Below are 22,281 nucleotides of genomic sequence, written 5' to 3'. Positions count from 1 at the left end.
ATTTTTATAAGTGAATGGAGTGAGTGTGTCTATGCCTGAGGGGAATTTTTTTATCTCCATGGGAAACAGGTTGGAGGAAGCCTCTGCGCTCTCTGCGAGCCGCTGCTCTGGAGTGTGGGTGTGACTGCGCGCGCGCAGCCTTTAGGCATGCGCTGCTTGGGAGGAGGGATGCCGTGAGGGCGGGAGGCGCCCTCTGCGGAGGATCAGGCGCTTTTGGGTTGGGCGGTGTCGTAGCGCTGGCGGGCATCGATGATGCTGGGGTGAGTGTCATGTGCCCAATCGAGCAGCTTGGCCAACGGCACCATGAGCGACTCGCCTACGGCACTCATGCTGTATTCCACGCTCGGTGGTTTGGTGGCGTAGACGCAACGCTCGATCAAGCCGTCGCGCTCCAGCTCGCGCAAGGTCTGCGTCAGCATGCGTTTGGAAATATCCGGCACAGCGCGGTGCACTTCACTAAAACGTAGTGCGCGTTGGGTTAGGGCCAGGAGTATCAGGGTTGTCCATTTGCTGCCGAGATGATCAAGCACATCTCGTACAGGGCAAAGCCCGGCGTTGAACGGTAGCTCGCTCCAGGCCTCGAAGTTGGCTGCCAGGTAGGCGCGAGCAGTAGATGGGTTATCTGCAGGTAACCTAGTCACGAAAAACTGCCTCCTTCCACCTTTATCGAAGTGGTCTCACTATAGAACCTGGTTCTCATTCTAGTCTACGAGGTGAACACAATGGCTACTTTTGAAACCGTCTTGATCACTGGTGCCAATGGCCAACTGGGTCGCTTGGTCATCTCTGCCCTGCAGCGTCGGGCGCCGCATCTACATATTGTTGGTTTGGTGCGTGATGCCGGTAAGGCTCTCGATCTGGCGCAGCAGGGTGTCGAATTACGCGTTGCCGATTACAACGACCTCGTCGCTTTGACCAGCGCCATGATGGGCGTGGACAAATTGCTGCTGATTTCCTCCAGTGAGGTCGGGCAACGTACTGCCCAGCATCGCAACGTGGTGGAGGCTGCCGTAACGGCGGGAGTCAAGCTGATTGCATACACCAGCCTGCTGCATGCTGATACCAGCCCAATGGCTTTGGCGCGTGAGCATCGCGAAACTGAAGCGCTGATTCGCATTAGTGGTTTGCCATTCACGCTACTGCGCAATGGCTGGTATAGCGAGAATTACGCTCAAAGTGTGCCTGCTGCACTGGAGCATGGCATCGTCCTGGGCGCTGCCGGTAATGGTCAACTGTCGCTGGCCGCGCGCCGTGATTACGCCGAGGCGGCTGCCATGGTGATGGCCGGGGAGATTGCACAACACGCAGGTAAGGTCTATGAGCTGGCTGGTGACGAGGCATACACCCTGGCCGATTTCGCTGCTGAAATTACCCGTCAGGCTAACCACCCGGTGCGCTACCAGAACCTGCCTGAGGCCGACTACAGAGCTGCGCTTATCGACGTAGGGCTGCCCGAAGGTTTCGCTGAGATGCTCGCCGAAAGTGATGCACGGGCGGCAGAGGGTTCGCTGTACGAGTCGGGTAAGACCTTAAGCCGACTCATCGGGCGCCCGACCACACCGCTAAGCGAAACCGTGAATCAGGTTCTGGCTTCCTAAAAACTCACACCGCTAGTAGACAAACGCCCCTGGCGCCTCATATACGGCGCCAGGGGCGCCCCCTAAACTCTGGCTGCAATGGTCGGGTTCGTCTCTATCAGCCCCTGATGGCTGGCGAGTTGAGCGTGTCGGGTAATTTTCTGCTTAATCTTGAAGCATGCCTCAATCATTGTCTGTGGCATCTGCTGCCCTCGATTCAGGTATGTTGTGTGATAACGTACAAGTTTTACGCAAGGGAGAGTTTGCCATGCCGCATTGCCTAATCGAGGCCTCGGCTGAGGTGCTGCAGTTTATTAGTGAGGACGAGTTGTTGCGCCTTGTGCATGAGCACATCGCGGCCAGTGGCGTGTGCCCACCAAGCGACATCAAGGTGCGTCTGAGCCTATACCAGCATGCTTATGTAGCAGGTGAGCCAGGGCTCTTTGTGCATTTGATTTGTTATGTGCTCAGTGGGCGTGATGAGGAGCAGCGGCGTGAGCTTTCGCGGCGGGTGGTGCGCGCGTTGCTCGAGCGCCTGCCAGAGGTGCCTGCCTTGTCCATGGATGTGCGTGAAATGCGCCGGGAAACTTTCAGTAATCGGCGTAACTGCCTGGAGCTCTGAGCGGGCCAGGCATGGTGGCAATCTGATTTGGAGTGCCTGCCTGATTTACAGCGGGTAAATCTTATTCCAGCTCTGCTCGCTTTCTGAGCCATTTAGTGGGGCCGTCTCGGTATCGAGCTTTGCACGGTTATTGCTCGTGCAAAGCCCAGGCTCGCTCTGTCTATTCTGGCCCAGCCTCGTGCGATCTTCGTCCTACCGGTGCAGGATGCCTATTTACGCCCTTCGGCGTCGGCGGCAATTACGTCCGTGCGGGCTGCCATGATGAAATCATTGCGGTGCAGGCCGCGCATTTCGTGGCTCCACCAAGTCACGGTAACTTTGCCCCATTCGGTGAGCAGTGCGGGATGGTGACCAACTTCCTCGGCGATGGCGCCTACTGCGTTGGAAAAGGCCAGGGCGTGACGAAAGTTTTTGAATAGGTATGTGCGTTCCAATTCCATGTGGTCACCCCGTACCTCGATATTCCAGTCGGGTATCTCGCGGATCAGTTCGGCAAGCTCTTCTTCGGACACTTTCGGTGCATCGGCGCGGCAAGCTTCGCATTGGGCTTGGGCAAGACTCATGGATACCCTCCTGAAGGTGTTGGTGGTGGCGCAGAGCTCGCGTCTGCGCTCTATCGTGGACGAAAACGCGGCGCTCTGGGTTCATGCAGCTCTGGTTGGAAACTTCGGGGCATGCAGGCCTAACTGCATGGCCTGCTGCACCAGGGGCATGATGTCTTGTTGCGCCAGTTCGAACAGGTGCTTGAGCTGCGGCAGTACGAAGTACAGCGGTTGCAGAATATCGATGCGATATGGCGTTCGCATCGCCTCCAGTGGATCGAATGGTTGATGCTCCGGCTCATTGGACAACGCGTAAAGGGTTTCCTTCGGTGAAGAGAGAATGCCACCACCATAGATGCGCAGACCTGCAGGTGTGTCGAGCAGTCCGAACTCTATGGTTAGCCAATACAAGCGCGCCAGGTAGACACGTTGCTCTTTCGTGGCCTTGAGGCCAAGTTTGCCGTAGGTGTGGGTAAATTCGGCAAACCACGGGTTGGTTAGCAGAGGGCAGTGGCCGAATAGCTCGTGAAAGATGTCCGGTTCCTGCAGGTAGTCCAGTTCTGCGGCTGTGCGGATAAAGGTCGCGGCGGGAAACTGCTTGCGCGATAGCAATTCAAAAAACATCTGAAAGGGAATGAGCGTTGGTACTTGCGCCACTTGCCAGCCGGTAGTGGAGGCCAGCACGCGGTTGATCTCGCCGAGCTGAGGTATGCGGTCCAGTGGCAGGGCAAGTTGCTCGATGCCGTCCAGATATTCTTGGCAGGCGCGATTCTGTATCACCTCTAGCTGTCGGGTGATCAGGGTGTTCCACACCCGATGCTCTTGTTCGGGGTAGTGGATAAGGCCATTTGCATCCGGCTGTCTGGCCAGATATTGCGTGCTCTTCATTGTGGCCGTCCCTCTGTTGTTTTTTACCTGCAAGCATGGGGCATAAGTCTTCTGTCGTGTAGGGCGCGCGCTCGCATGGGAATGGGTTGTTTCGTGTGCTTCTGTAATGTTTTATTTACGAATGCAGGTTTTGGCCACATTTAAAAGCTTTCTTTGGCAGTGACTGTAAGGTTTTTGTTGCAGTTTTGTGGTCTTTGCGGAGGAGGGCTTAAGGGTTGTACGAACAGTCGTCGAGCGAAGGTCAGGCGATACCGATGGCGCACTTGCCAAATACAGCTGAGCAATGGCGGGGGAGCCGTGCTTTACCTGCTGTAAATGAGCATTGCAGGCCGGTTTCAACCAGGCTTCACCTTTTCTAGATATGAGTACGGCCCAGGTGTCCTGATACTGATAGGCAGTCGGTGCAATGCCGACGACGTGCTTCAACTCGTAGTCGTGTGGCCTGCGCATGCCGGGCGGGCAAGGGGCGCCTCTAAGGATGGTCTGAAAAAGACTTCCCGAATCTGTTGAAATACGCTGATCCCGCCAGCCGAGTTTTTCCATGAAGCAGATGACCTTCGCCGACGCCGAGTACGCAGGTAAGCGCAAGCAGACCCGCAAAGAATTGTTCCTGATCGAGATGGATCAGGTGGTGCCGTGGAAGGGGTTGCTTGCCTTGATCGAACCGCATTACCCGAAGGGTGACGGCGGCCGTCCAGCCTACCCGCTGATGGCGATGCTGCGTGTGCACCTGATGCAGAACTGGTTCGGCTACAGCGATCCTGCTATGGAAGAAGCGCTGTACGAGACGACCATCCTGCGTCAGTTCGCTGGGCTAAGCCTGGAGCGCATTCCCGACGAAACCACCATCCTCAACTTCCGTCGTTTGTTGGAGAAACATGAGCTGGCGGTCGGCATCCTTGGCGTGATCAATGGCTACCTGGGCGATCGTGGCCTGTCGCTGCGCCAAGGCACCATCGTCGATGCCACGTTGATCCATGCCCCCAGTTCGACGAAGAACAAGGACGGCAAGCGCGACCCGGAAATGCACCAGACCAAGAAGGGCAACCAGTATTACTTCGGCATGAAGGCTCACATTGGTGTCGATGAGGAATCGGGTCTGGTGCACAGCGTGGTCGGGACGGCAGCCAATGTTGCAGACGTTACTCAGGTCGACAAACTGCTGCACGGCCAAGAGAACATGGTTGCGGCCGATGCTGGGTACACCGGCGTCGAGAAGCGGCTTGAGCATGAAGGACGCGAAGTCATCTGGCAGATTGCGGCGCGCCGGAGCACGTACAAGAAGCTGGGCAAGAACAATCCGCTCTACAAAGCCAGACGCAAGATTGAGAAAGCCAAGGCCCAGGTGCGTGCCAAGGTTGAACACCCGTTCCGGGTGATCAAGCGGCAGTTCGGCTACATGAAGACGCGCTTCCGAGGTCTGGCGAAGAACACGGCTCATCTGATGACCTTGTTTGCCCTGTCGAACCTATGGATGGCGCGCCGACATTTGCTGACTACCGCAGGAGAGGTACACCTGTAATGTGAGGAATGGCCGCTACGAGGTGCTCGTGACGGCCAAAAACGAAGCGCTGAGCGGACAACCTGACCGGTTTTGACTGGTCGGTGCGTTCAAAATCGGCAGAGGTCGAAGTCGGCCGGAAATGTCGGGCTATTTCAGACCATCCCTAAGCGATCTTTCGGAAGCCAGTAGTCAGTATTAATCCATGTTGATGAGTGTTAATAGTGTGCAGCACTTTTCCTGGTGTAGTTCAATGATGGTGGCATGCATTCTATGGCTATTTATACATTGTGCTGGGTTGCTGCTTGAGCGTGTTCAAGCGTTATTGGGTTGGTTGTTGTGTGAGCTAATTCATATTTCTTGGGTAGTAAATTGGTCATGCTATTTACGTCGAATGCCAACTGGGTTGATGGCTAGTTAATTGCGCTGTCATTTTATTTTTACGGCATGAAAACTTTACAGATTTTTGGTGTGTGGGTTCCGTAAATGGCGCCGTGAACATGCTTCTATATTTTATAAATATGTAACAAAATGTTTCTCAGCTTCTGCACGGTACTCTGTCAGTAATTTGATACAGCAGGGTGCGATGCCCGATGAGTCCTGGCTGTCAGATGTTGAGACGGGTTTGCTCGGGCGGAAAGAATTGCCTGGAGGCTGTGCTGCTCGCAGGTCGCGCGTCTAAAAAATGGCGTCACTGACTTGTCGGTCGCGTCCGCCCTGAGCTATAAAAATTTCGAATTCCTGCTGGAGGGGAGGGAATTCGAATCTTTCACGAAGCTTTCATTCTGGGGTTGAACGGGTTTTTGACGTTTTGCGGGCCCTAGCAATGAGAATGCGTATGATTAAATTTATATTTATGGAGTCTAGGGCATGGAAACGAAGGTACTGCAGGCGGCTGGTTTTAATGTTTATACCGAGGTGTATTGGCGGGGCGAACAGGCCAAGACGGTATTGCTAATCAATGGCGCACTCTCCACCACAGGTTCCTTCGGGCAGACAGTTAAATACTTGCAACCGCATTTTAACTTGGTTCTTTTCGATCTTCCTTTTGCTGGGAAGTCTCGTGAACACAACACCTTAGGTCGTGTTGTCACCAAGGAAGATGAAGTGCGTATTATTTTGGCACTGATTGAGCGGTTCCAGGTTAATTCGCTGCTGTCTGTGTCCTGGGGCGGTGTTTCGGCGATGTTGGCATTGGCTGAGTCGCCGCCGAGTGTCGAACGCGCGATCATCAGTTCGTTCTCACCTGTGATCAACGATGCCATGCGTGATTATCTCGACAAGGGGCAGGCGTATCTGGCTACGCGGGACAAGAGAAAAATCGGCAGCTTGCTCAATGACACGGTGGGTAAATACTTACCGCGACTGTTTAAGCTCTACAACTTCAAGCACTTGATTAGTTTGGCCGAGCATGAATACCAGCAAATTGAATTTCATATCGCTCAAGTTCGTGAATTGAGCGCCAAAAACTATGTTGAGCGCTTTGCGCAAATTAAAATACCGGTCTTGTTCATTAACGGTGAGCGCGACGATTACACGACAGCGGCGGATGCTCGGCAGTTTGCCAACTACGTTGCGCACAGCCATTTCGCAGTGGCTCCAGGCGCTGGGCATTTCCTTGATTTGGAGAGCAAAGCGGCTTGGTTGTTCTCGCGAGAGACAGCGCTGTCATTTCTTGGGGCTGAAGTCCCTGCACCTGCACTTACCGAGCTATCTCCTTCGTTGGTGTGATGTGTATAGGGCGCGATAGGGAATGAGCGTTGGATTGGAAGCTGTAGCGCGCTTGAAGCTATACCACTGGGCGTTAGCCTGGTTGTGCGGCACTTTGCTGCTGGGATGTTCTGCGGAGCTGCCGCCGCAGAAACCCGCTGTGCGAGTGCTAGTACAACGGGTCGAGCAGGTGCCAGGCGTGGCGCAGACAGTGTTGACGGGGGATGTACAGGCGCGTTTTGTCAGTGATCTTGCCTTCCCTAGTGCGGGTAAGGTTACCCAGCTCTTGGTTGATGTTGGTGACAAGGTCGTTGTCGGTCAGTTGCTTGGGCGCTTGGATCCGCTGGACTTGCGCGCCACTCTGGAAACCAGTACGGCACAGGTGCAAGCCTTGCAGGCACGGGTTGAGCTGGCACGTGGCGACTACGCGCGGCAAGCGCGCCTGCTGCCGCAGGGCTATACCAATCGCAACGAATATGAACGGACTGAGGCAGCGCTGAAGGGCGCCGAGGCTGAATTGATGACGGCCATTGCTCGTCGTCAGGTGGCCAAGGATGCCGTGGCCGATGCCGATTTGCGGGCCTTGGCCGATGGCGTGGTGGTCGCTCGCCCGGTTTCTGCCGGCGAAGTGGTACAGGCCGGGCAGATGGTGCTGTCGCTGGCGCAAGACGAGGCCCCCGAGGCCGTCTTCGACTGGTACGAGGCATTACCGTCAGGGCTTGAAGAAGGAACCTCCATCGCATTGTCCGCGTTGAGTGAGCCAGGGCGTGAGGCTGTCGGACAGGTGCGTGAAATTGCCCCCAGTGTCTCTGCCAGTTCGGGGACTTTGCGCCTGCGGGTCAGCTTGCCCGCCGAGTCGGGGCCGTGGCCACTGGGCTCGGTGGTGGTCGCGCATCTGCGTGAAACGCTGGGCTCGGTTGTCGTGTTGCCTTGGGCTAGCCTGAGCCGCCATCAGGGCAAACCTGCGGTTTGGCGTCTCGACGCAGAGCAACGCGTCACGTTGGTCGACGTTGAGGTTTTACGTTACGAGTCTGGGCGGGTACTGGTTGCCGCTGGGCTGCAGGACGGCGATCTGGTCGTGGCTCAGGGCGGCCAGTTGCTCTATCCCGGTCAGCAGGTGGAAGTCGCTGGTGTGCTTGCAGTGGCCGATGTAGGAGAGCAGCCATGAGGCGTCTTGCTTTCGGTTTAGTGCTGCTTTGTGTCCTGCTGGCGGCTTGCCGTGAGCCGACGCCTGCTGTGCAGGTTGAGCGCCCGGTCATGTTCGACGAAATCGCCACTGCGCAGCGCCCGGTGACGGCTCGCTTTACCGGTACCGTTCAGCCTCGCCATCAGTTACTGGTTGCATCCCGCCAAAATGGTCATCTGCTCAGTCGACAGGTCGAGGTTGGTCAACAAGTGCGTAGCGGGCAGCTGTTGGCAAGACTGGAAAATGCGGATCAGCACGGTGAGGTCGACAGCCGCCGGGGCGAGTTCGCACGTGCCGAGGTGCTCTGGCGCAACGCGCGTGATGAGTTGGCGCGCTATCAGGGTTTGCATCAGCAGGGCGTTGGCAGTGTTGCCGTGCTTGAGCAGTTGGCCAGCGAGGTGAAGGTGCGTGCGGCGACTCTGAGCCAGGCGCGTATTGCCTTGCAACTGGCCGAGGAGCACCTGCAGCAGACGCAGGTGACGGCTGACTTCGAGGGGGTTGTCACGGCATGGCATGCCGAGGTTGGTCAGGTGCTGACGATTGGCTCACCGGTGCTCAGTCTGGCGCGGTTGGACAGTCTGGAGGTGTGGGTCGATCTGCCTGTGCAGGGGCTTGGCGAGTTGCTCGCGCAGGGTGAGCCGCGCCGCATTTGGGTGACCTCGATGGGCGATGGGGCAGCGCGCAGCTTGGCCCATGTCAGGCAGATTGACCCACAGTTGGATGTCGGCACCCGTGTGCAACGTGTGAGGCTGGCCGTGGAGCGTTTACCGGCGGATGTTCACCTGGGGTCATTGGTCAATGTGGAGCTGAGTCGTTCGCATGCAGCTCCCGAGCCACTGGTGCCGGTTGCCGCAGTATGGGCACAGGCAGGGCAGCACTATGTCTGGAAGATCGACAAGCAGAGCTCGCAGGTGCAGGCCGTTGAAGTCGAGGTGCTCAAGCGCAGTGGAGCGCATGCACGTGTGCGCGGAGCCTTGCAGGCGGGTGACCGAATTGTCAGTGCTGGAGTCACGCGTTTGCGTGAGGGGCAGCAGGTGCGGCTTGAGGGGCAGGGCGGTTCATGAAAGAAGGATTCAACCTGTCCGGTTGGGCGCTGGAACATCGCACGCTGGTCTGGTACGCCATGCTGATCACCTTGTTGATGGGCACTTTCGCCTATCTGCAATTGGGGCGTGAGGAAGACCCGGCGTTCGCCATCAAGACCATGGTGATTCAGGCCCGTTGGCCGGGCGCGACGCTGGATGAAACGCTGCAGCAGGTCACTGATCGGTTGGAGAAGAAGCTGGAGGAAATCGACGCGCTGGATTACGTGCGCAGCTACACCCTGGCGGGTGAGGCGACACTGTTCGTCTTCCTCAAGAGTGAAACGCCCGCTCGCGCGATTCCTGATGCCTGGTACACGGTGCGCAAGAAGATGCAGGACTTGCGCGGCGAGTTGCCCGCAGGCGTGCAGGGGCCAGCCTTCAATGACGAGTTCGGTGATGTCTTCGGCAACATTTATGCCCTGACCGGTGAAGGTTTTACCCCGCGCCAGTTGCGCGACTATGCCGAGCAACTGCGCCTGGGGCTCAAAGGGGTACCGGGGCTGGGGAAGGTGGAACTGCTAGGCAGCCAGCCGGAAGTCATCTATCTGAACTTTTCCATTCGCCGCCTGGCTGCGCTTGGTATCGATTTGCGTCAGGTTATTCAGAGCTTGCAGGCGCAGAATGCGGTTACTCCGGCAGGGGCGATTGATGGTGAGCAGGAGCGTATCGCTGTACAGGCCAGCGGCGCCTTTGCCAGTGAGGAGGATCTCAAGGCGGTCAGCCTGCGTTTCGGTGATCGTCTACTGCGTTTGAGCGACCTGGCCCATATCGAACGCGGCTATGCACAACCGCCGACGTCGCTGTTTCGTTACAACGGCCAGGCGGCCATTGGCCTGGCCGTGGCCATGCAGGCAGGTGGCAACATCCAGAATTTCGGCGAGGCACTGCAGCGGCGAATCGATGAACTGACCGCCAACCTGCCCTTGGGGTTGGACGTGCATCAGGTGTCCAGTCAGGCGCAGGTGGTCGACAAGGCCATCGGTAGCTTCACTAAGGCGCTGTTCGAAGCGGTGCTGATCGTACTGGTGGTCAGTTTTCTAAGTCTCGGTATGCGTGCCGGGCTGGTGGTGGCGTGTTCTATCCCGCTGGTGTTGGCCATGGTCTTTCTGTTCATGTCCTACAGCGGCATCACCTTGCAGCGTATTTCCCTTGGCGCTCTGATCATCGCCCTTGGTCTGCTGGTGGACGATGCCATGATCACCGTTGAAATGATGATCAAGCGTATCGAGATGGGCGATTCCTTACCCCAGGCAGCGACTCATGCCTACACCTCGACAGCGTTTCCCATGCTTACCGGCACGCTGGTTACGGTTGCTGGTTTCGTGCCCATCGGCCTCAACTCCAGCTCTGCCGGCGAGTACGTGTTCACCATGTTCGCGGTGATAGCCGTGGCGTTGCTGCTGTCCTGGCTGGTGGCCGTCGTGTTCGCTCCTTTGTTGGGAGTCTACCTGCTGCGCCGCCCGGCTCATGCCGAGGCGTATGGCAGTCGTCGCTGGGAGCAGTTGTTCTCTAGCTGGCTTGCCCTGGCGCTGCGCCACCGTAACTGGACGATAGGCCTGACCTTACTTGCCTTTTTCATCTCTCTAGCGGCGACGGGGCTGTTGCAGCGGCAGTTCTTCCCGGACTCGGATCGCCCGGAGATTCTGGTGGACTTTCACCTGCCACAGCAGGGCTCGATCAACGCCACCCGCGCGACGATGGATCGCTTCGAGCAGACGCTAAGCGATGACCCAGATGTATTGCGCTGGAGTTCCTATGTCGGCAAGGGGGCGGTGCGCTTCTACCTGCCGCTGGATCAGCAGTTGAGTAACCCTTTTTATGGTCAGGTGGTGATCGTCAGTCAGGGCGGCGCTGCCCGCGATCGTTTGCTGACGCGCTTACGCGAGCGCCTACGGCAGGACTTCGTCGGCATCGGCTTCAATGTGCAGCCGCTGAACATGGGGCCCCCGGTTGGGTGGCCGATTCAGTATCGGGTCAGCGGCCCGGATATCGAGCAGGTGCGTCGCCAGGCTATGCGTCTGGCAGCGATCATCGATGGCAACCCGAATATTGGCCAGGTGGTGTACGACTGGAACGAGCCGGCCAAGGTGCTGCGCATCGATATCGAGCAAGACAAAGCGCGGCAGTTCGGCCTCTCCTCGCAGGACACCGCGCAAATTCTCAACAGTGTGGTGTCAGGTTCGAGCATCACGCAGATTCGAGATGGCATCCATCTGGTCGATGTGGTGGCGCGGGCGCAGGCCGATGAGCGGCAGTCACCGGAGATGATCGGCAGCTTGCAAATACCGACTGCTCGTACTGGTGAATCGATTCCGCTCCTGGCATTCGCTAGTATCGGTTATGCACAGGAGCAGCCATTGGTCTGGCGGCGTGATCGGCTGCCGACCATCACGCTGAAGGCCAATATTGTCGGCCATCTGCAGCCCAATGCGCTGGTCAAACAACTGGACTCGGCAGTCGACGACTTCGCTGCGCAGTTGCCTGGGCGTTACAAGGTGACGGTTGGCGGGGCGGTTGAAGCCAGCGCGCGGTCACAGGCACCGATTCTGCGTGTCGTACCTTGGATGCTGTTTCTCATGGTGACCCTGTTGATGATCCAGTTGCAGAGCGTGAAACAGGTCTTGCTGGTACTGAGTGTGGCGCCGTTGGGGCTGATCGGTGTGGTGGCGGCCTTGTTGGCGACCAACTCGCCATTGGGCTTTGTCGCCATCCTCGGGGTGCTGGCACTGATCGGCATTATTGTGCGCAATTCGGTGATTCTGGTCACTCAGATCGAACTCTTCCGCCAGCAGGGGCTGGCGCTTCAGGACGCTGTGGTTAGCGCAACCGAGCATCGTTGTCGCCCCATTTTGCTGACGGCAGCGGCCTCCGGCCTGGCGATGATCCCCATTGCCCGTGAGGCGTTCTGGGGGCCTATGGCCTATGCCATGATCGGTGGTATCGCTGTGGCGACGGTATTGACCCTGTTCTTCCTGCCTGCGCTGTATCTGCTTTGTCATGCTCGTGAGGCCGAGCAGCAGGAGGTTATGGCAACTAATGAGGTGCTCTGAGCCGAGTAATGCATGAGCGTGCAGAAAATGGTCACGGGTGCGCGCCTTAGGGTGTGATGCTCTCTCAACATAAGGATAAAGACCATTGAGAGTTATTGAATGTCGAGTGTCTTGCTACCCAATGCCGGTGTTGCCGCGTACGGAGGGGTGCCATGCGCGTTAAGGTTCACTGCCAGAACCGTGTGGGTATCCTGCGCGACCTGCTCAACCTGTTGGCCGAGTACGGCATAAACGTCGCCCGAGGTGAGGTTGGTGGTGAGCAGGGCAATGCCATCTATCTGCATTGCCCTAACTTGATCAATCTGCAATTTCAGTCGTTGCGCCCCAAATTCGAGGCTGTTTCCGGCGTATTTGGCATCAAGCGCGTTGGCTTGATGCCCAGCGAACGGCGTCATCTGGAGCTTAATGCGCTGCTCGGGGCGTTGGATTTCCCCGTGCTGTCGATTGATATGAACGGCGATATCGTGGCCGCCAACCGCAGTGCCGCACAGCTTCTGGGCGTCCGTGTGGACGAAGTGCCGGGTATCGCGCTGTCGCGCTATGCCGAGGATTTCGACCTGCCGGAACTGGTACGTGGCAACAAGGCGCGGATCAACGGTATGCGGGTGACGATTAAGGGCAGCGTGTACCTCGCCGACATCGCGCCGTTGCAGAACGAACACGACGACAGTGAGGCGCTGGCCGGCGCGGTGCTGACCCTGCACCGCGCTGATCGTGTTGGCGAGCGCATCTACCACGTACGCAAGCAGGAACTACGTGGCTTCGACTCGATTTTCCAGAGTTCCAAAGTGATGGCCGCTGTAGTGCGCGAGGCACGGCGCATGGCGCCATTGGATGCACCGTTGTTGATTGAGGGTGAAACCGGTACAGGCAAGGAACTGCTGGCGCGTGCCTGCCACTTGGCCAGCCCGCGTGGGCAGTCGCCCTTCATGGTGCTCAACTGCGCGGGCTTGCCGGACTCCATGGCCGAGACCGAGCTGTTCGGTTACGGCCCTGGAGCCTTCGAGGGCGCGCGCCCGGAGGGTAAGCTTGGGCTGTTGGAATTGACCGCCGGTGGCACGCTGTTTCTCGATGGCGTCGGTGAGATGAGTACGCGCCTGCAGGCCAAGTTGCTGCGTTTTCTGCACGATGGTTGCTTTCGCCGTGTTGGCAGTGACGAAGAGGTATACCTGGATGTACGGGTGATCTGCGCCACCCAGGTGGATTTGTCCGAGCTGTGTGCCCATGGTGAGTTTCGGCAGGATCTTTATCACCGCCTCAACGTACTCAGCTTGCACATTCCACCCCTGCGTGAGTGCCTCGATGGCCTGGCGCCTTTGGTCGAACATTTTCTCGACTCGGCCAGCCGACAGATTGGCTGCGCATTGCCCACGCTGGCGCCGCAGGCGTTCGAGCGCATGGCGCATTACCACTGGCCGGGTAACGTACGGCAACTGGAGAACGTGCTGTTCCAGGCGGTATCGCTGTGCGAGGGCGGTACGGTGAAGGCCGAGCACATTCGCTTGCCGCATTACGGCGCGCCTCAACCTTTGGGCGAATTTTCAGTTGAGGGCAATCTGGATGACATCCTCGGGCGCTTCGAGAAAGCGGTGTTGGCGCGTCTGTATCACGAGCATCCGAGTAGCCGACTGCTGGGCAAGCGCCTCGGCGTTTCGCATACCACCATTGCTAACAAGCTGCGGCAGCATAGTTTGGGTAAGGATTAGTCGCGACCTACGACCATGGTGTAATAGGCAATGCAGACCTCTGCGCCGACACTTCGGTTGTCCCGATCATTCTGCGTGATCAGGGTGCAAGCGTTTTTGCATTCCTCCCCTGGAATGCCTTGAATGGGCGGGCGACCAATTTGGTCGCCCTTTTTTTCGTCTGTATCAATGTCGAATGTTTTCACGCTCGGCATCCTGCATCCACTTGGGCTTGGCATAGCGGCGATCGGCTTTTCCGGCTTTGAGAATGGCGCCTGGAACATCATGGCCGATCAGGCCTGGCAGGCTGGCGGCGGTGTCGAGCAGGGCGTCGAGATTGACCCCAGTGTCCAGGCCCATGCGCTGGAACATGTGCACCAGATCCTCGGTACAGATGTTGCCGCTGGCGCCTGGCGCATACGGGCACCCGCCAAGGCCGCCGAGTGAGGCATCGAAGCGGTCGATGCCGGCATTCAGCGCCGCCAGGGCGTTGGCCAGGCCCATGCCACGGGTGTTGTGAAAATGTGCGGTGAACACGGCCTTGGGCCAACGCTGCAGGGCCTCGCGGCAGAGGCGCTCGACCTGCGCCGGGTCGGCCATGCCGGTGGTATCGCACAGGGTCACGCCCTGCACGCCGATTTCTAGCAGGCGCTGGAGCAGCTCATAGATGCGGGCTTCGGGCACCTCGCCTTCGAAGGGACAGCCGAAGGTGGTTGACAGCGAGGCGTTGATAAACACGCCGCTGCCACGCGTGACCTCGATGATCTCGGCGAACTGCGCCAGCGATTGTTCGGGCGTCATGCGCAGGTTGGCCAGGCCGTGGGTGTCACTGGCCGACATCACCAGATTGATCTCGTCCACCTCGCAGGACAGCGCGCGCTCGCAGCCCTTCACGTTGGGCACCAGCACGGTGTATTCGACGCCTGGCACGCGGGCGATGCCGCGCATCACCTCTTCGGCATCGCGCAGGTTGGGGATGGCCTTGGGCGAGGTGAAGGAGGTGACCTCGATCTTGGCCAGGCCGGTGTGGGACAGGCGGTCGATCAGGGCGATCTTGTCTTCGGTGGGCACGAAGCTGGCTTCGATCTGGAAGCCGTCGCGGGTGGCGACGTCCTGGATATAGAGGCGTTTGCTCATGAGGGGAGTCCTGTTGTTCTCGCGAGCCGTAACAGCGGTGGACAAGCTTCGCGTTGTCCGCCTTACACGGATCTGTGTATTTCAGTTGCGTAGGGTGGATGACGCTTTATCCATCCACCGCTTGCCACGGCTCAGATAATCCCGCGCTCGCGCAGACCTTTGACTTGCTCCTCGCTCAGGCCAAGCCCGGCGAGAATGTCGTCGTTGTGCTCGCCCAGTTGCGGGCCTCCAGTACCGATGCGCCCCGGCGTGCGACTGAGCTTGGGCAGCACGCCCGGCACTTTCAGCGGGCCGACGCTGGTTTGCACCTGCTCGATCATCTGCCGCGCCAGGTAGTGCGGGTCCTGCACGATATCGGCGGCGGTGTAGGGGTAGCCGGCCGGTACGCGCGCGCCCTTGAGCGCTTCGATCACTTCATCGCGGCCACGCTGGGCAGTCCATTCGGCGATGGCGCCGTCGATCAGCTCGGCGTGCTGGCTGCGCCCGTCGTTCTGCGCCAGGCGCGGGTCGTTACCCAGGTCGTCGCGGTCGATCAGGCTCATCAGGCGCTTATAGATGCTGTCGCCATTGCCGGCGATCAGTACGTAGCTGCCGTCCTTGCACGGGTAGGAGTTGGATGGGGTGATGCCGGGCAGGGCGCTGCCGGCCGGCTCGCGGATGTAGCCGAAGGCGTCATATTCGGGGATCAGGCTTTCCATCATGGCGAACACCGACTCGTACAGCGCCACGTCGATCTCCTGGCCTTCGCCGCTGCGCGCCCGCTCCTGCAGGGCCAGCAACACGCCGATCACGCCATACAGCGACGACAGCGAATCGCCGATGCTGATGCCTACGCGCACCGGCGCCTGGCCGGGGTAGCCTGAGAGGTGACGCAGGCCGCCCATGGCTTCGCCGACCACACCGAAACCGGGCAGATCGCGGTAGGGGCCGGTCTGCCCGTAGCCGGAGATGCGCAGCATGATCAGCCGTGGGTTGAGCGCCTTTAGCGCGTCATACCCCAGGCCCCAGCCTTCCAGCGTGCCGGGGCGGAAGTTCTCCACCAGCACGTCGGCTTCACTCACCAGACGGCGGACGATGTCCTGCGCTTCGGCCTGCTTCAGGTCGAGGGTCAGCGAGCGTTTGTTGCGCGATTGCACGTGCCACCAGAGCGAGGTGCCGTCCTTGATCTTGCGCCATTTGCGCAGCGGGTCGCCGACGCCTGGTGGCTCGATCTTGATGACGTCGGCGCCGAATTCGCCGAGCAGCTTGCTGGCGAAGGGACCAGCGATGAGTTGCCCCATCTCGATCACCTTGAGCCCCTGCAGGGCCATGTTGCGGGTGTTGCTCTGAGTCATAGCTGCACCTGATTTGCCTGTGCGTTTTTCGTGGTGCGCAGAATGGCGCAGCGCAGCGGTGGCGACAATTACCCAATGGCCAAGCTAGGCTTCGCGTATTGCGAAGTGGCATGCTGTAAATCAGCTTTCTGGCAGCCTCGCTTCGCCAGGCGCGAAATGGAGACCCCATGCGTCGTATCGATTTCGTCACCCTCAAGCTGTTCGTCGCCATCGCTGACGAGCGCAGCCTGACCCGCGCTGCTGAGCGCGAGCACCTGGCCCTGGCGGCGGTGAGCAAGCGCGTCAGCGATTTGGAAAATCAGCTCGGTATCGCCTTGCTCTATCGCCAGCCCAAGGGTGTCGAACTGACTCCGGCTGGCCACGCGCTGCTGCACCATGCGCGCAACATGATGGACAACCTCGAACAGCTCAACGCCGACCTCAGCGAGTTCAGCGAAGGGGTGAAAGGCCATGTACGCATCCACGCCAACACCTCGGCGGTGATCGAGTTCCTGCCCGAGGACCTGGCCAGCTTCAGCCGCCTGCATCCGCAGGTGAAGATCGACCTGGAGGAGCGGGTCAGCAGCGAGACCATTCGCGCGGTGCGCGAGGGGCTGACCGATATCGGCATCTTCGCCGGCCACGTGCCGGCCGAGGATCTACAGGTGTTCACCTACCGCCACGACCAACTGGTGCTGGTCACCCCGCGCGAGCATCCGCTGGCCGAGCGCGCCGGCCTGTTCCTGCGCGAGGCAGTGGGCTTCGATTTTATCGGCCTGCAGCAGGATGCCTCCTTGCACGGCCTGCTGCAGCAGGTGGCGCACAGCCAGGGCGTGAGTTTGCGCCTGCGCATCCAGGTGCGCAGCTTCGAAGCCATCTGCCGGATGATCCACACCGGCATGGGCGTCGGTGTGTTGCCAGACCTGGCGGTGCGTACTTACCTGCAGGCGCTCGATGTACGGGTGATCCCGCTGTACGACCCCTGGGCTCGGCGCGAACTCAAGGTGGCGGTGCGCAATCAGGACAGCCTTTCGCTGACCGCGAAGCAGATGCTTGATCACCTGCGTAACAGCCCATCTGCAGAGAAGATTGCAGTGCTGCCTTCGTGAATGCCGAAGGCTCGGTTGTTCAAATGTGAATGTCAGCGGGTGGGGACGGCGGAGTAGAGTCCGGGCCAATCGAGGGACGGCTAACGGTCTTCGACGCTCAGACAAAAACAACAGGAGCCTTCCATGAAATTCTCATTCGTCCGTCGTGGCCTGGCCGGCGTACTCGCCGGTTGCGCACTGCTTGGCGCGCTTTCGGCCCATGCAGCCGATCCTATCTTGATCAAGTTCTCCCATATCACCGCTGATAGCACGCCCAAAGGCCAGGGCGCGCTGCTGTTCAAGAAGCTGGTGGAGGAACGCCTGGCCGGCAAGGTCAGGGTCGACGTCTACGCCAACTCCTCGCTCTACGGCGATGGCAAGGAAATGGAAGCGCTGCTGCTCAACGAAGTGCAGATGCTGGCGCCGGCACCTTCCAAGCTGGAGCAGTACACCAAGCAACTGCAATTGTTCGATCTGATGTTCCTGTTCGATGACGTGGCCGCCGCGCAGCGCTTCCAGGCCTCAAGCAAGGGCAAGGCGCTGCTCAAGTCGATGGAAAGCAAGGGCATCACCGGCCTGGCTTACTGGCTCAACGGCATGCGCCAGTTCACTGCCAACAAACCTCTGATCGAACCGGCTGACGCCCGTGGCCTGAAGTTCCGCGTGCAGCCATCCGACCTGCAGGCTGCGCAATACAGCGCACTGCGCGCCGTGCCGCGCAAGATGAGCTTCGCCGAGATCTACCAGGGCTTGCAGACCGGGGTGGTCAACGCCCAGGACAACCCCTGGTCGAACATCTACTCGCAGAAGTACTTCGAGGTACAGAAGTACATGACCGAGTCCAACCATGCCATCGGCAACTACCTGCTGATCACCAACACCCAGTTCTGGAACGGCCTGCCGACGGACATTCGCAGCGAGCTGGAAAAGATCGTCGACGAGGTCACCGTCGAGGTGAACAAGCAGGCCGAGGCGCTGAACGAGCAGGCTCGTCAGGCCATCCTTGCCACTGGCAAGAGCGAGATCATCACCCTCACCCCCGAGCAGCGTGCCAAGTGGCGTGACGCGGTGCGCCCAGCGTGGAAGAAATTCGAGGCCGAGATTGGTACCGATGTGATCGAGGCCGCCCAGGCTGCCAACCAGCACTGAGGCTGTGCTGCGGTTGATGAAGCCACGGCATTTGCCGTGGCTTCGTTGCATCTGGCGCGTGGATAGCTTGTGCATTGACGGGATCTTGCGGCAACTGGCGGGCAAAATCGGCGCAATATGGCTTTATGGCGGTAATACCATGGTCGAATGGCCTCACGCAGAGGCGGGGGATACAAAAGGCCGCATACAAAAACAAATCTAGCCGCCGAGGTGATTCCATGAGTGCTGCGTCCCTTTACCCTGTACGTCCCGAAGTGGCCGCGCGAACCCTGACCGACGAGGCCACCTACAAGGCCATGTACCAACAGTCGGTGGTCAACCCCGAGGGTTTCTGGCGTGAGCAGGGCAAGCGTATCGACTGGATCAAGCCTTACACCAAGGTCAAGCAGACCTCTTTCGACGATCACCACGTCGACATCAAGTGGTTCGCCGATGGCACCTTGAACGTCTCCTACAACTGCCTGGATCGCCACCTGGAAGAGCGCGGTGATCAGATCGCGATTATCTGGGAAGGCGACGACCCATCCGAGCACAAGGAAATCACCTACCGCGAACTGCACGAGCAAGTGTGCAAGTTCGCCAATGCCCTGCGTGGCCAGGACATCCATCGCGGCGACGTAGTGACCATTTATATGCCGATGATTCCCGAGGCAGCGGTCGCCATGCTGGCCTGCGCGCGCATCGGCGCGATTCACTCGGTGGTTTTCGGCGGCTTCTCACCAGAGGCGCTGGCCGGGCGCATCATCGACTGCAAATCCAAGGTCGTTATCACCGCTGACGAAGGCGTGCGCGGTGGCAAGAAGGTGGCGCTCAAAGCCAACGTCGACGATGCGCTAACCAACCCCGAAACCAACAGCGTGCAGAAGATCATCGTGGTCAACCGCACCGGTGGCAACATCAAGTGGAATCAGCACCGCGACATTTGGTACGAAGACCTGATGAAGGTCGCCGGCAGCGTGTGTGCGCCGAAGGAAATGGGCGCTGAAGAAGCCCTGTTCATTCTCTACACCTCCGGCTCCACCGGTAAGCCCAAAGGCGTGCTGCACACCACCGGTGGCTACCTGGTGTATGCCTCGCTGACCCATGAGCGGGTGTTCGACTACCGCCCAGGCGAGGTCTTCTGGTGCACCGCCGATGTTGGCTGGGTCACCGGTCACACCTATCTGGTCTACGGGCCGTTAGCCAATGGCGCGACCACCGTGATGTTCGAGGGCGTACCGAACTACCCGGACGTCACCCGCGTGGCCAAGATCGTCGACAAGCACAAGGTCAATATCCTCTACACCGCGCCGACCGCCATTCGCGCCATGATGGCCGAGGGTAAGGCTGCGGTCGAAGGTGCCGATGGTTCCAGCCTGCGTCTGCTCGGTTCGGTCGGCGAGCCGATCAACCCGGAAGCCTGGCAGTGGTACTACGAAAACGTCGGCCAGAGCCGTTGCCCGATCGTCGACACCTGGTGGCAGACCGAGACCGGCGCCTGCCTGATGACCCCGCTGCCGGGCGCTCACGCCATGAAGCCGGGCTCTGCCGCGCGGCCATTCTTCGGTGTACAACCGGCGCTGGTGGATAACCTGGGCAACATCATCGAGGGCGCCGCTGAAGGCAACCTGGTGATCATCGATTCCTGGCCAGGTCAGGCGCGCAGCCTGTACGGCGACCACGACCGTTTCGTCGACACCTACTTCAAGACCTTCCGGGGCATGTACTTCACCGGTGACGGTGCACGTCGTGATGAAGATGGTTACTGGTGGATTACCGGGCGTGTCGATGACGTGCTCAACGTATCCGGCCACCGCATGGGCACCGCCGAGATCGAGAGCGCCATGGTCGCGCATCGCAAGGTGGCTGAGGCCGCCGTGGTAGGTGTGCCGCACGACATCAAGGGCCAGGGCATCTATGTCTACGTGACCCTCAACGCGGGTGAAGAGCCGAGCGAACAGTTGCGCCAGGAGTTGAAGAACTGGGTGCGCAAGGAGATTGGCCCAATTGCCTCGCCGGATGTCATCCAGTGGGCGCCAGGCCTGCCCAAGACTCGCTCGGGCAAGATCATGCGGCGTATCCTGCGCAAGATCGCCACCGCTGAGTACGATTCGCTCGGTGATATCTCCACACTGGCTGATCCAGGCGTAGTGCAGCACCTGATCGACACGCACCGCCAGATGCAAGCCGCCTGCGCCTAATCACCAGCGGCATCCTGAAACCCCGCCCGGTTAGTCGCCGCGCGGGGTTTTCTGTGTTTGGCGTCCCCGTTTTTAGTGGCTGTCGCTCTTTTAAGAAGGGGCGATGAACGGTCGGTCGCTAAAACAGGCGCTTTGTAGAACTGGTTCTGCGCGGTGAGCCTGGTTTTAGGGCTTTTGGCGCTTATATGTACGAAATATTTCGTTATTTTTGTACAAGAATAAAATTTTGTACAAGTCTTGTGGGCTATGCATAATGGCCTCATGCCAGAGTCATGGCATGCCCACCATTTATCTCGTCCGCATCGTTAACTCCCCATTCGGGCCGAATGCCTGAGGGCGAGATGCTGTGCGCCAGAGTCTCTGTCTAGGCCAAGAGGTGCTTATGTTTGCCAGTCTCAGCACGTCGCAAAGGTTCTATGTCGCGTTGATTGTCGTCTTATTAGCTCTCGCTGTGCTGTTGCAACACCGTGTTCGCGATCTATTCTGGGATGCGCCTGTGGTCAGTAAAGAGGTCTTTGTAGAGCGCTTTAGCGAATTGCGTGAGCTAACTCATGACAATGTGGATCGGCAGCGTCGTTCTGTCGACGCTCAGCCCTTGCGGGGACAGTGGTTGCGTGAAGGTGGTGACGCAAAGGTTCAGCGCCTGCAGGACTTGCCTGTTCCTGTGGCGGAGAAGGTTCTGGTCTTGCGTTTCTGAGTGCGAGGCTAGTGGTCCTTGATAGTTGTCGACGCGCGGAGGCAGGCATGCTGATCCACAGGGAAAATCCGACTACCTTCGATCAACCCTTTCGGGCCCTGGGCTGCAGTGAGTGCCGTGATACTCAGGCTCTGGGTTTCGACTTCACCATGGCATTTCAGTTGATCCTTGATGTTCAGGCGCAACGCCCTTTCGCCTACGAAGCCTTGGTTCGTGGCCTCAACGGGGAGTCGGCGGGGGAGGTTCTCGGGTGGGTCAACGACAGCAATCGCTATCGGTTCGACCAGGCATGCCGGGTCAAGGCCATTGAGCAAGCCGCGAGTTTGGGGTTGCTGGATATCCCGGATTGCCTGCTGAGTATCAACTTTCTGCCCAACGCGGTGTACCGCGCCGAAACCTGCATCCGAGCCACGCTGGAAGCGGCCAAACGCTTTGACTTCCCCCGTGAGCGCCTGATGTTCGAGGTGACCGAGGGCGAGCGTATTCATGACCCCGAGCACCTCAAAAAAATCTTCGCCGAATATGGGCGCCAGGGCTTTACGACAGCCATTGACGACTTCGGCGCTGGCTATTCGGGGCTTAACCTGCTGGCTACTTTCCAGCCACATATCCTCAAACTGGACATGGCCCTGACCCGCGGCATTGATCAAGATAAGGTGCGTCAGGCCATCGTCGCCGGCATCGTGTTGGTGGCGCAGCGCCTGGGTATTCGCATCATTGCTGAAGGGATCGAAACTGCCGGGGAGCGCGATGCTTTGCTCGAACTAGGCGTCCGTTATATGCAGGGATACTTCTTTGCCAAGCCGCAGATCGACAGGCTTTTTCTACCTTGAGACTCTGACGAAAACGCCCTGATGATCAGGGCGTTTTT

Annotated in this window: 20 protein-coding genes; 13 read left to right on the top strand and 7 right to left on the bottom strand. The window is 59.0% G+C overall.

All coding sequences use genetic code 11. The features are described 5' to 3' along the window. Nucleotides 1-203: 203 nt before the first annotated feature. Entirely contained in the window at nt 204-641 is a 438-nt protein-coding gene (locus tag AERO9A_RS17805) for a helix-turn-helix domain-containing protein (protein ID WP_218580150.1), read from the bottom strand. A gap of 81 nt (nt 642-722) precedes the next feature. Here AERO9A_RS17805 and AERO9A_RS17800 point away from each other — a divergent pair, with 81 nt between their 5' ends. Together AERO9A_RS17800 and AERO9A_RS17795 are read left to right on the top strand one after the other, a co-directional pair. Beyond that, a complete protein-coding gene (locus AERO9A_RS17800; RefSeq protein WP_159973250.1) occupies nt 723-1,598 on the top strand; it encodes an SDR family oxidoreductase in 876 nt (291 codons plus the stop codon). Between the two features lie 247 nt (nt 1,599-1,845). Next, complete coding sequence (locus AERO9A_RS17795) at nt 1,846-2,199, top strand: 5-carboxymethyl-2-hydroxymuconate Delta-isomerase (RefSeq protein WP_159973249.1); 354 nt, start codon at nt 1,846-1,848, stop codon at nt 2,197-2,199. A gap of 209 nt (nt 2,200-2,408) precedes the next feature. On the opposite strand, the gene AERO9A_RS17790 is transcribed toward AERO9A_RS17795, so the two are convergent. The 3 genes from AERO9A_RS17790 to AERO9A_RS17780 all read right to left on the bottom strand — a co-directional run bounded on the left by AERO9A_RS17790 (nt 2,409) and on the right by AERO9A_RS17780 (nt 4,172). Then, a complete protein-coding gene (locus tag AERO9A_RS17790) occupies nt 2,409-2,762 on the bottom strand; it encodes a 4a-hydroxytetrahydrobiopterin dehydratase (RefSeq protein ID WP_159973248.1) in 354 nt (117 codons plus the stop codon). A gap of 81 nt (nt 2,763-2,843) precedes the next feature. Further along, nucleotides 2,844-3,629 (bottom strand): phenylalanine 4-monooxygenase, encoded by a 786-nt coding sequence (gene phhA, locus AERO9A_RS17785; RefSeq protein ID WP_159973247.1) that lies wholly within the window; start codon nt 3,627-3,629, stop codon nt 2,844-2,846. A gap of 111 nt (nt 3,630-3,740) precedes the next feature. Beyond that, nucleotides 3,741-4,172: a hypothetical protein gene (locus AERO9A_RS17780; RefSeq protein ID WP_159973246.1), complete on the bottom strand. Its 432-nt coding sequence runs from the start codon at nt 4,170-4,172 to the stop codon at nt 3,741-3,743. On the opposite strand from AERO9A_RS17780, the gene AERO9A_RS17775 reads away from it, so the two are divergent. The 6 genes from AERO9A_RS17775 to AERO9A_RS17750 all read left to right on the top strand — a co-directional run bounded on the left by AERO9A_RS17775 (nt 4,171) and on the right by AERO9A_RS17750 (nt 13,867). After that, nucleotides 4,171-5,151 carry an IS5 family transposase gene (locus tag AERO9A_RS17775; RefSeq protein WP_159972500.1) on the top strand — a complete coding sequence of 327 codons (981 nt, stop codon included), beginning with the start codon at nt 4,171-4,173 and terminating at the stop codon, nt 5,149-5,151. The genes AERO9A_RS17780 and AERO9A_RS17775 overlap by 2 nt on opposite strands. 849 nt (nt 5,152-6,000) lie before the next feature. Continuing rightward, the gene (locus AERO9A_RS17770; protein ID WP_159973245.1) at nt 6,001-6,861 is read left to right on the top strand and encodes an alpha/beta fold hydrolase; all 861 of its coding nucleotides are present in this window, start codon (nt 6,001-6,003) and stop codon (nt 6,859-6,861) included. Nucleotides 6,862-6,883: 22 nt separating this feature from the next. Next, complete coding sequence (locus AERO9A_RS17765) at nt 6,884-8,008, top strand: efflux RND transporter periplasmic adaptor subunit (protein ID WP_159973244.1); 1,125 nt, start codon at nt 6,884-6,886, stop codon at nt 8,006-8,008. Next, a complete protein-coding gene (locus AERO9A_RS17760) occupies nt 8,005-9,090 on the top strand; it encodes an efflux RND transporter periplasmic adaptor subunit (protein ID WP_159973243.1) in 1,086 nt (361 codons plus the stop codon). Before AERO9A_RS17765 ends, AERO9A_RS17760 begins: the two co-directional genes overlap by 4 nt. Next, nucleotides 9,087-12,161, top strand: a complete 3,075-nt coding sequence (locus AERO9A_RS17755) for an efflux RND transporter permease subunit (RefSeq protein ID WP_159973242.1) — start codon at nt 9,087-9,089, stop codon at nt 12,159-12,161. The genes AERO9A_RS17760 and AERO9A_RS17755 overlap by 4 nt, the downstream gene beginning before the upstream one ends. Before the next feature lie 152 nt (nt 12,162-12,313). After that, nucleotides 12,314-13,867 (top strand): sigma-54-dependent transcriptional regulator, encoded by a 1,554-nt coding sequence (locus AERO9A_RS17750; protein WP_159973241.1) that lies wholly within the window; start codon nt 12,314-12,316, stop codon nt 13,865-13,867. Here AERO9A_RS17750 and AERO9A_RS17745 read toward each other — a convergent pair. The 3 genes from AERO9A_RS17745 to AERO9A_RS17735 form a co-directional block, all read right to left on the bottom strand. Beyond that, nucleotides 13,864-14,052: a hypothetical protein gene (locus AERO9A_RS17745; protein ID WP_159973240.1), complete on the bottom strand. Its 189-nt coding sequence runs from the start codon at nt 14,050-14,052 to the stop codon at nt 13,864-13,866. The genes AERO9A_RS17750 and AERO9A_RS17745 overlap by 4 nt on opposite strands. Beyond that, entirely contained in the window at nt 14,033-14,983 is a 951-nt protein-coding gene (locus AERO9A_RS17740; protein ID WP_159973239.1) for a hydroxymethylglutaryl-CoA lyase, read from the bottom strand. The genes AERO9A_RS17745 and AERO9A_RS17740 overlap by 20 nt, the downstream gene beginning before the upstream one ends. A gap of 131 nt (nt 14,984-15,114) precedes the next feature. Beyond that, a complete protein-coding gene (locus AERO9A_RS17735) occupies nt 15,115-16,317 on the bottom strand; it encodes a CaiB/BaiF CoA-transferase family protein (RefSeq protein ID WP_159973238.1) in 1,203 nt (400 codons plus the stop codon). A gap of 167 nt (nt 16,318-16,484) precedes the next feature. Here AERO9A_RS17735 and AERO9A_RS17730 point away from each other — a divergent pair, with 167 nt between their 5' ends. From AERO9A_RS17730 to AERO9A_RS17710, 5 genes are all read left to right on the top strand, one after another. Next, a complete protein-coding gene (locus AERO9A_RS17730) occupies nt 16,485-17,405 on the top strand; it encodes a LysR family transcriptional regulator (RefSeq protein WP_159973237.1) in 921 nt (306 codons plus the stop codon). 123 nt (nt 17,406-17,528) lie between these two features. After that, nucleotides 17,529-18,533 carry a TRAP transporter substrate-binding protein gene (locus AERO9A_RS17725; RefSeq protein ID WP_159973236.1) on the top strand — a complete coding sequence of 335 codons (1,005 nt, stop codon included), beginning with the start codon at nt 17,529-17,531 and terminating at the stop codon, nt 18,531-18,533. A gap of 218 nt (nt 18,534-18,751) precedes the next feature. Further along, nucleotides 18,752-20,713 carry an acetate--CoA ligase gene (gene acs / locus AERO9A_RS17720; protein ID WP_159973235.1) on the top strand — a complete coding sequence of 654 codons (1,962 nt, stop codon included), beginning with the start codon at nt 18,752-18,754 and terminating at the stop codon, nt 20,711-20,713. 382 nt (nt 20,714-21,095) lie between these two features. Further along, nucleotides 21,096-21,410, top strand: coding sequence for a hypothetical protein (locus tag AERO9A_RS17715; RefSeq protein ID WP_159973234.1), 315 nt, complete (start codon nt 21,096-21,098; stop codon nt 21,408-21,410). A 47-nt stretch (nt 21,411-21,457) separates the two neighbouring features. Next, complete coding sequence (locus AERO9A_RS17710) at nt 21,458-22,243, top strand: EAL domain-containing protein (RefSeq protein WP_159973233.1); 786 nt, start codon at nt 21,458-21,460, stop codon at nt 22,241-22,243. The last annotated feature ends 38 nt before the right edge of the window (nt 22,244-22,281 follow it).

Origin of the sequence: Pseudomonas sp. 8Z, from assembly GCF_902506535.1 — a bacterium.
Lineage (GTDB): Bacteria > Pseudomonadota > Gammaproteobacteria > Pseudomonadales > Pseudomonadaceae > Aquipseudomonas.
Note: the sequence above shows the minus strand (reverse complement) of the source record. Positions and strands in the feature narration are given on the sequence as shown.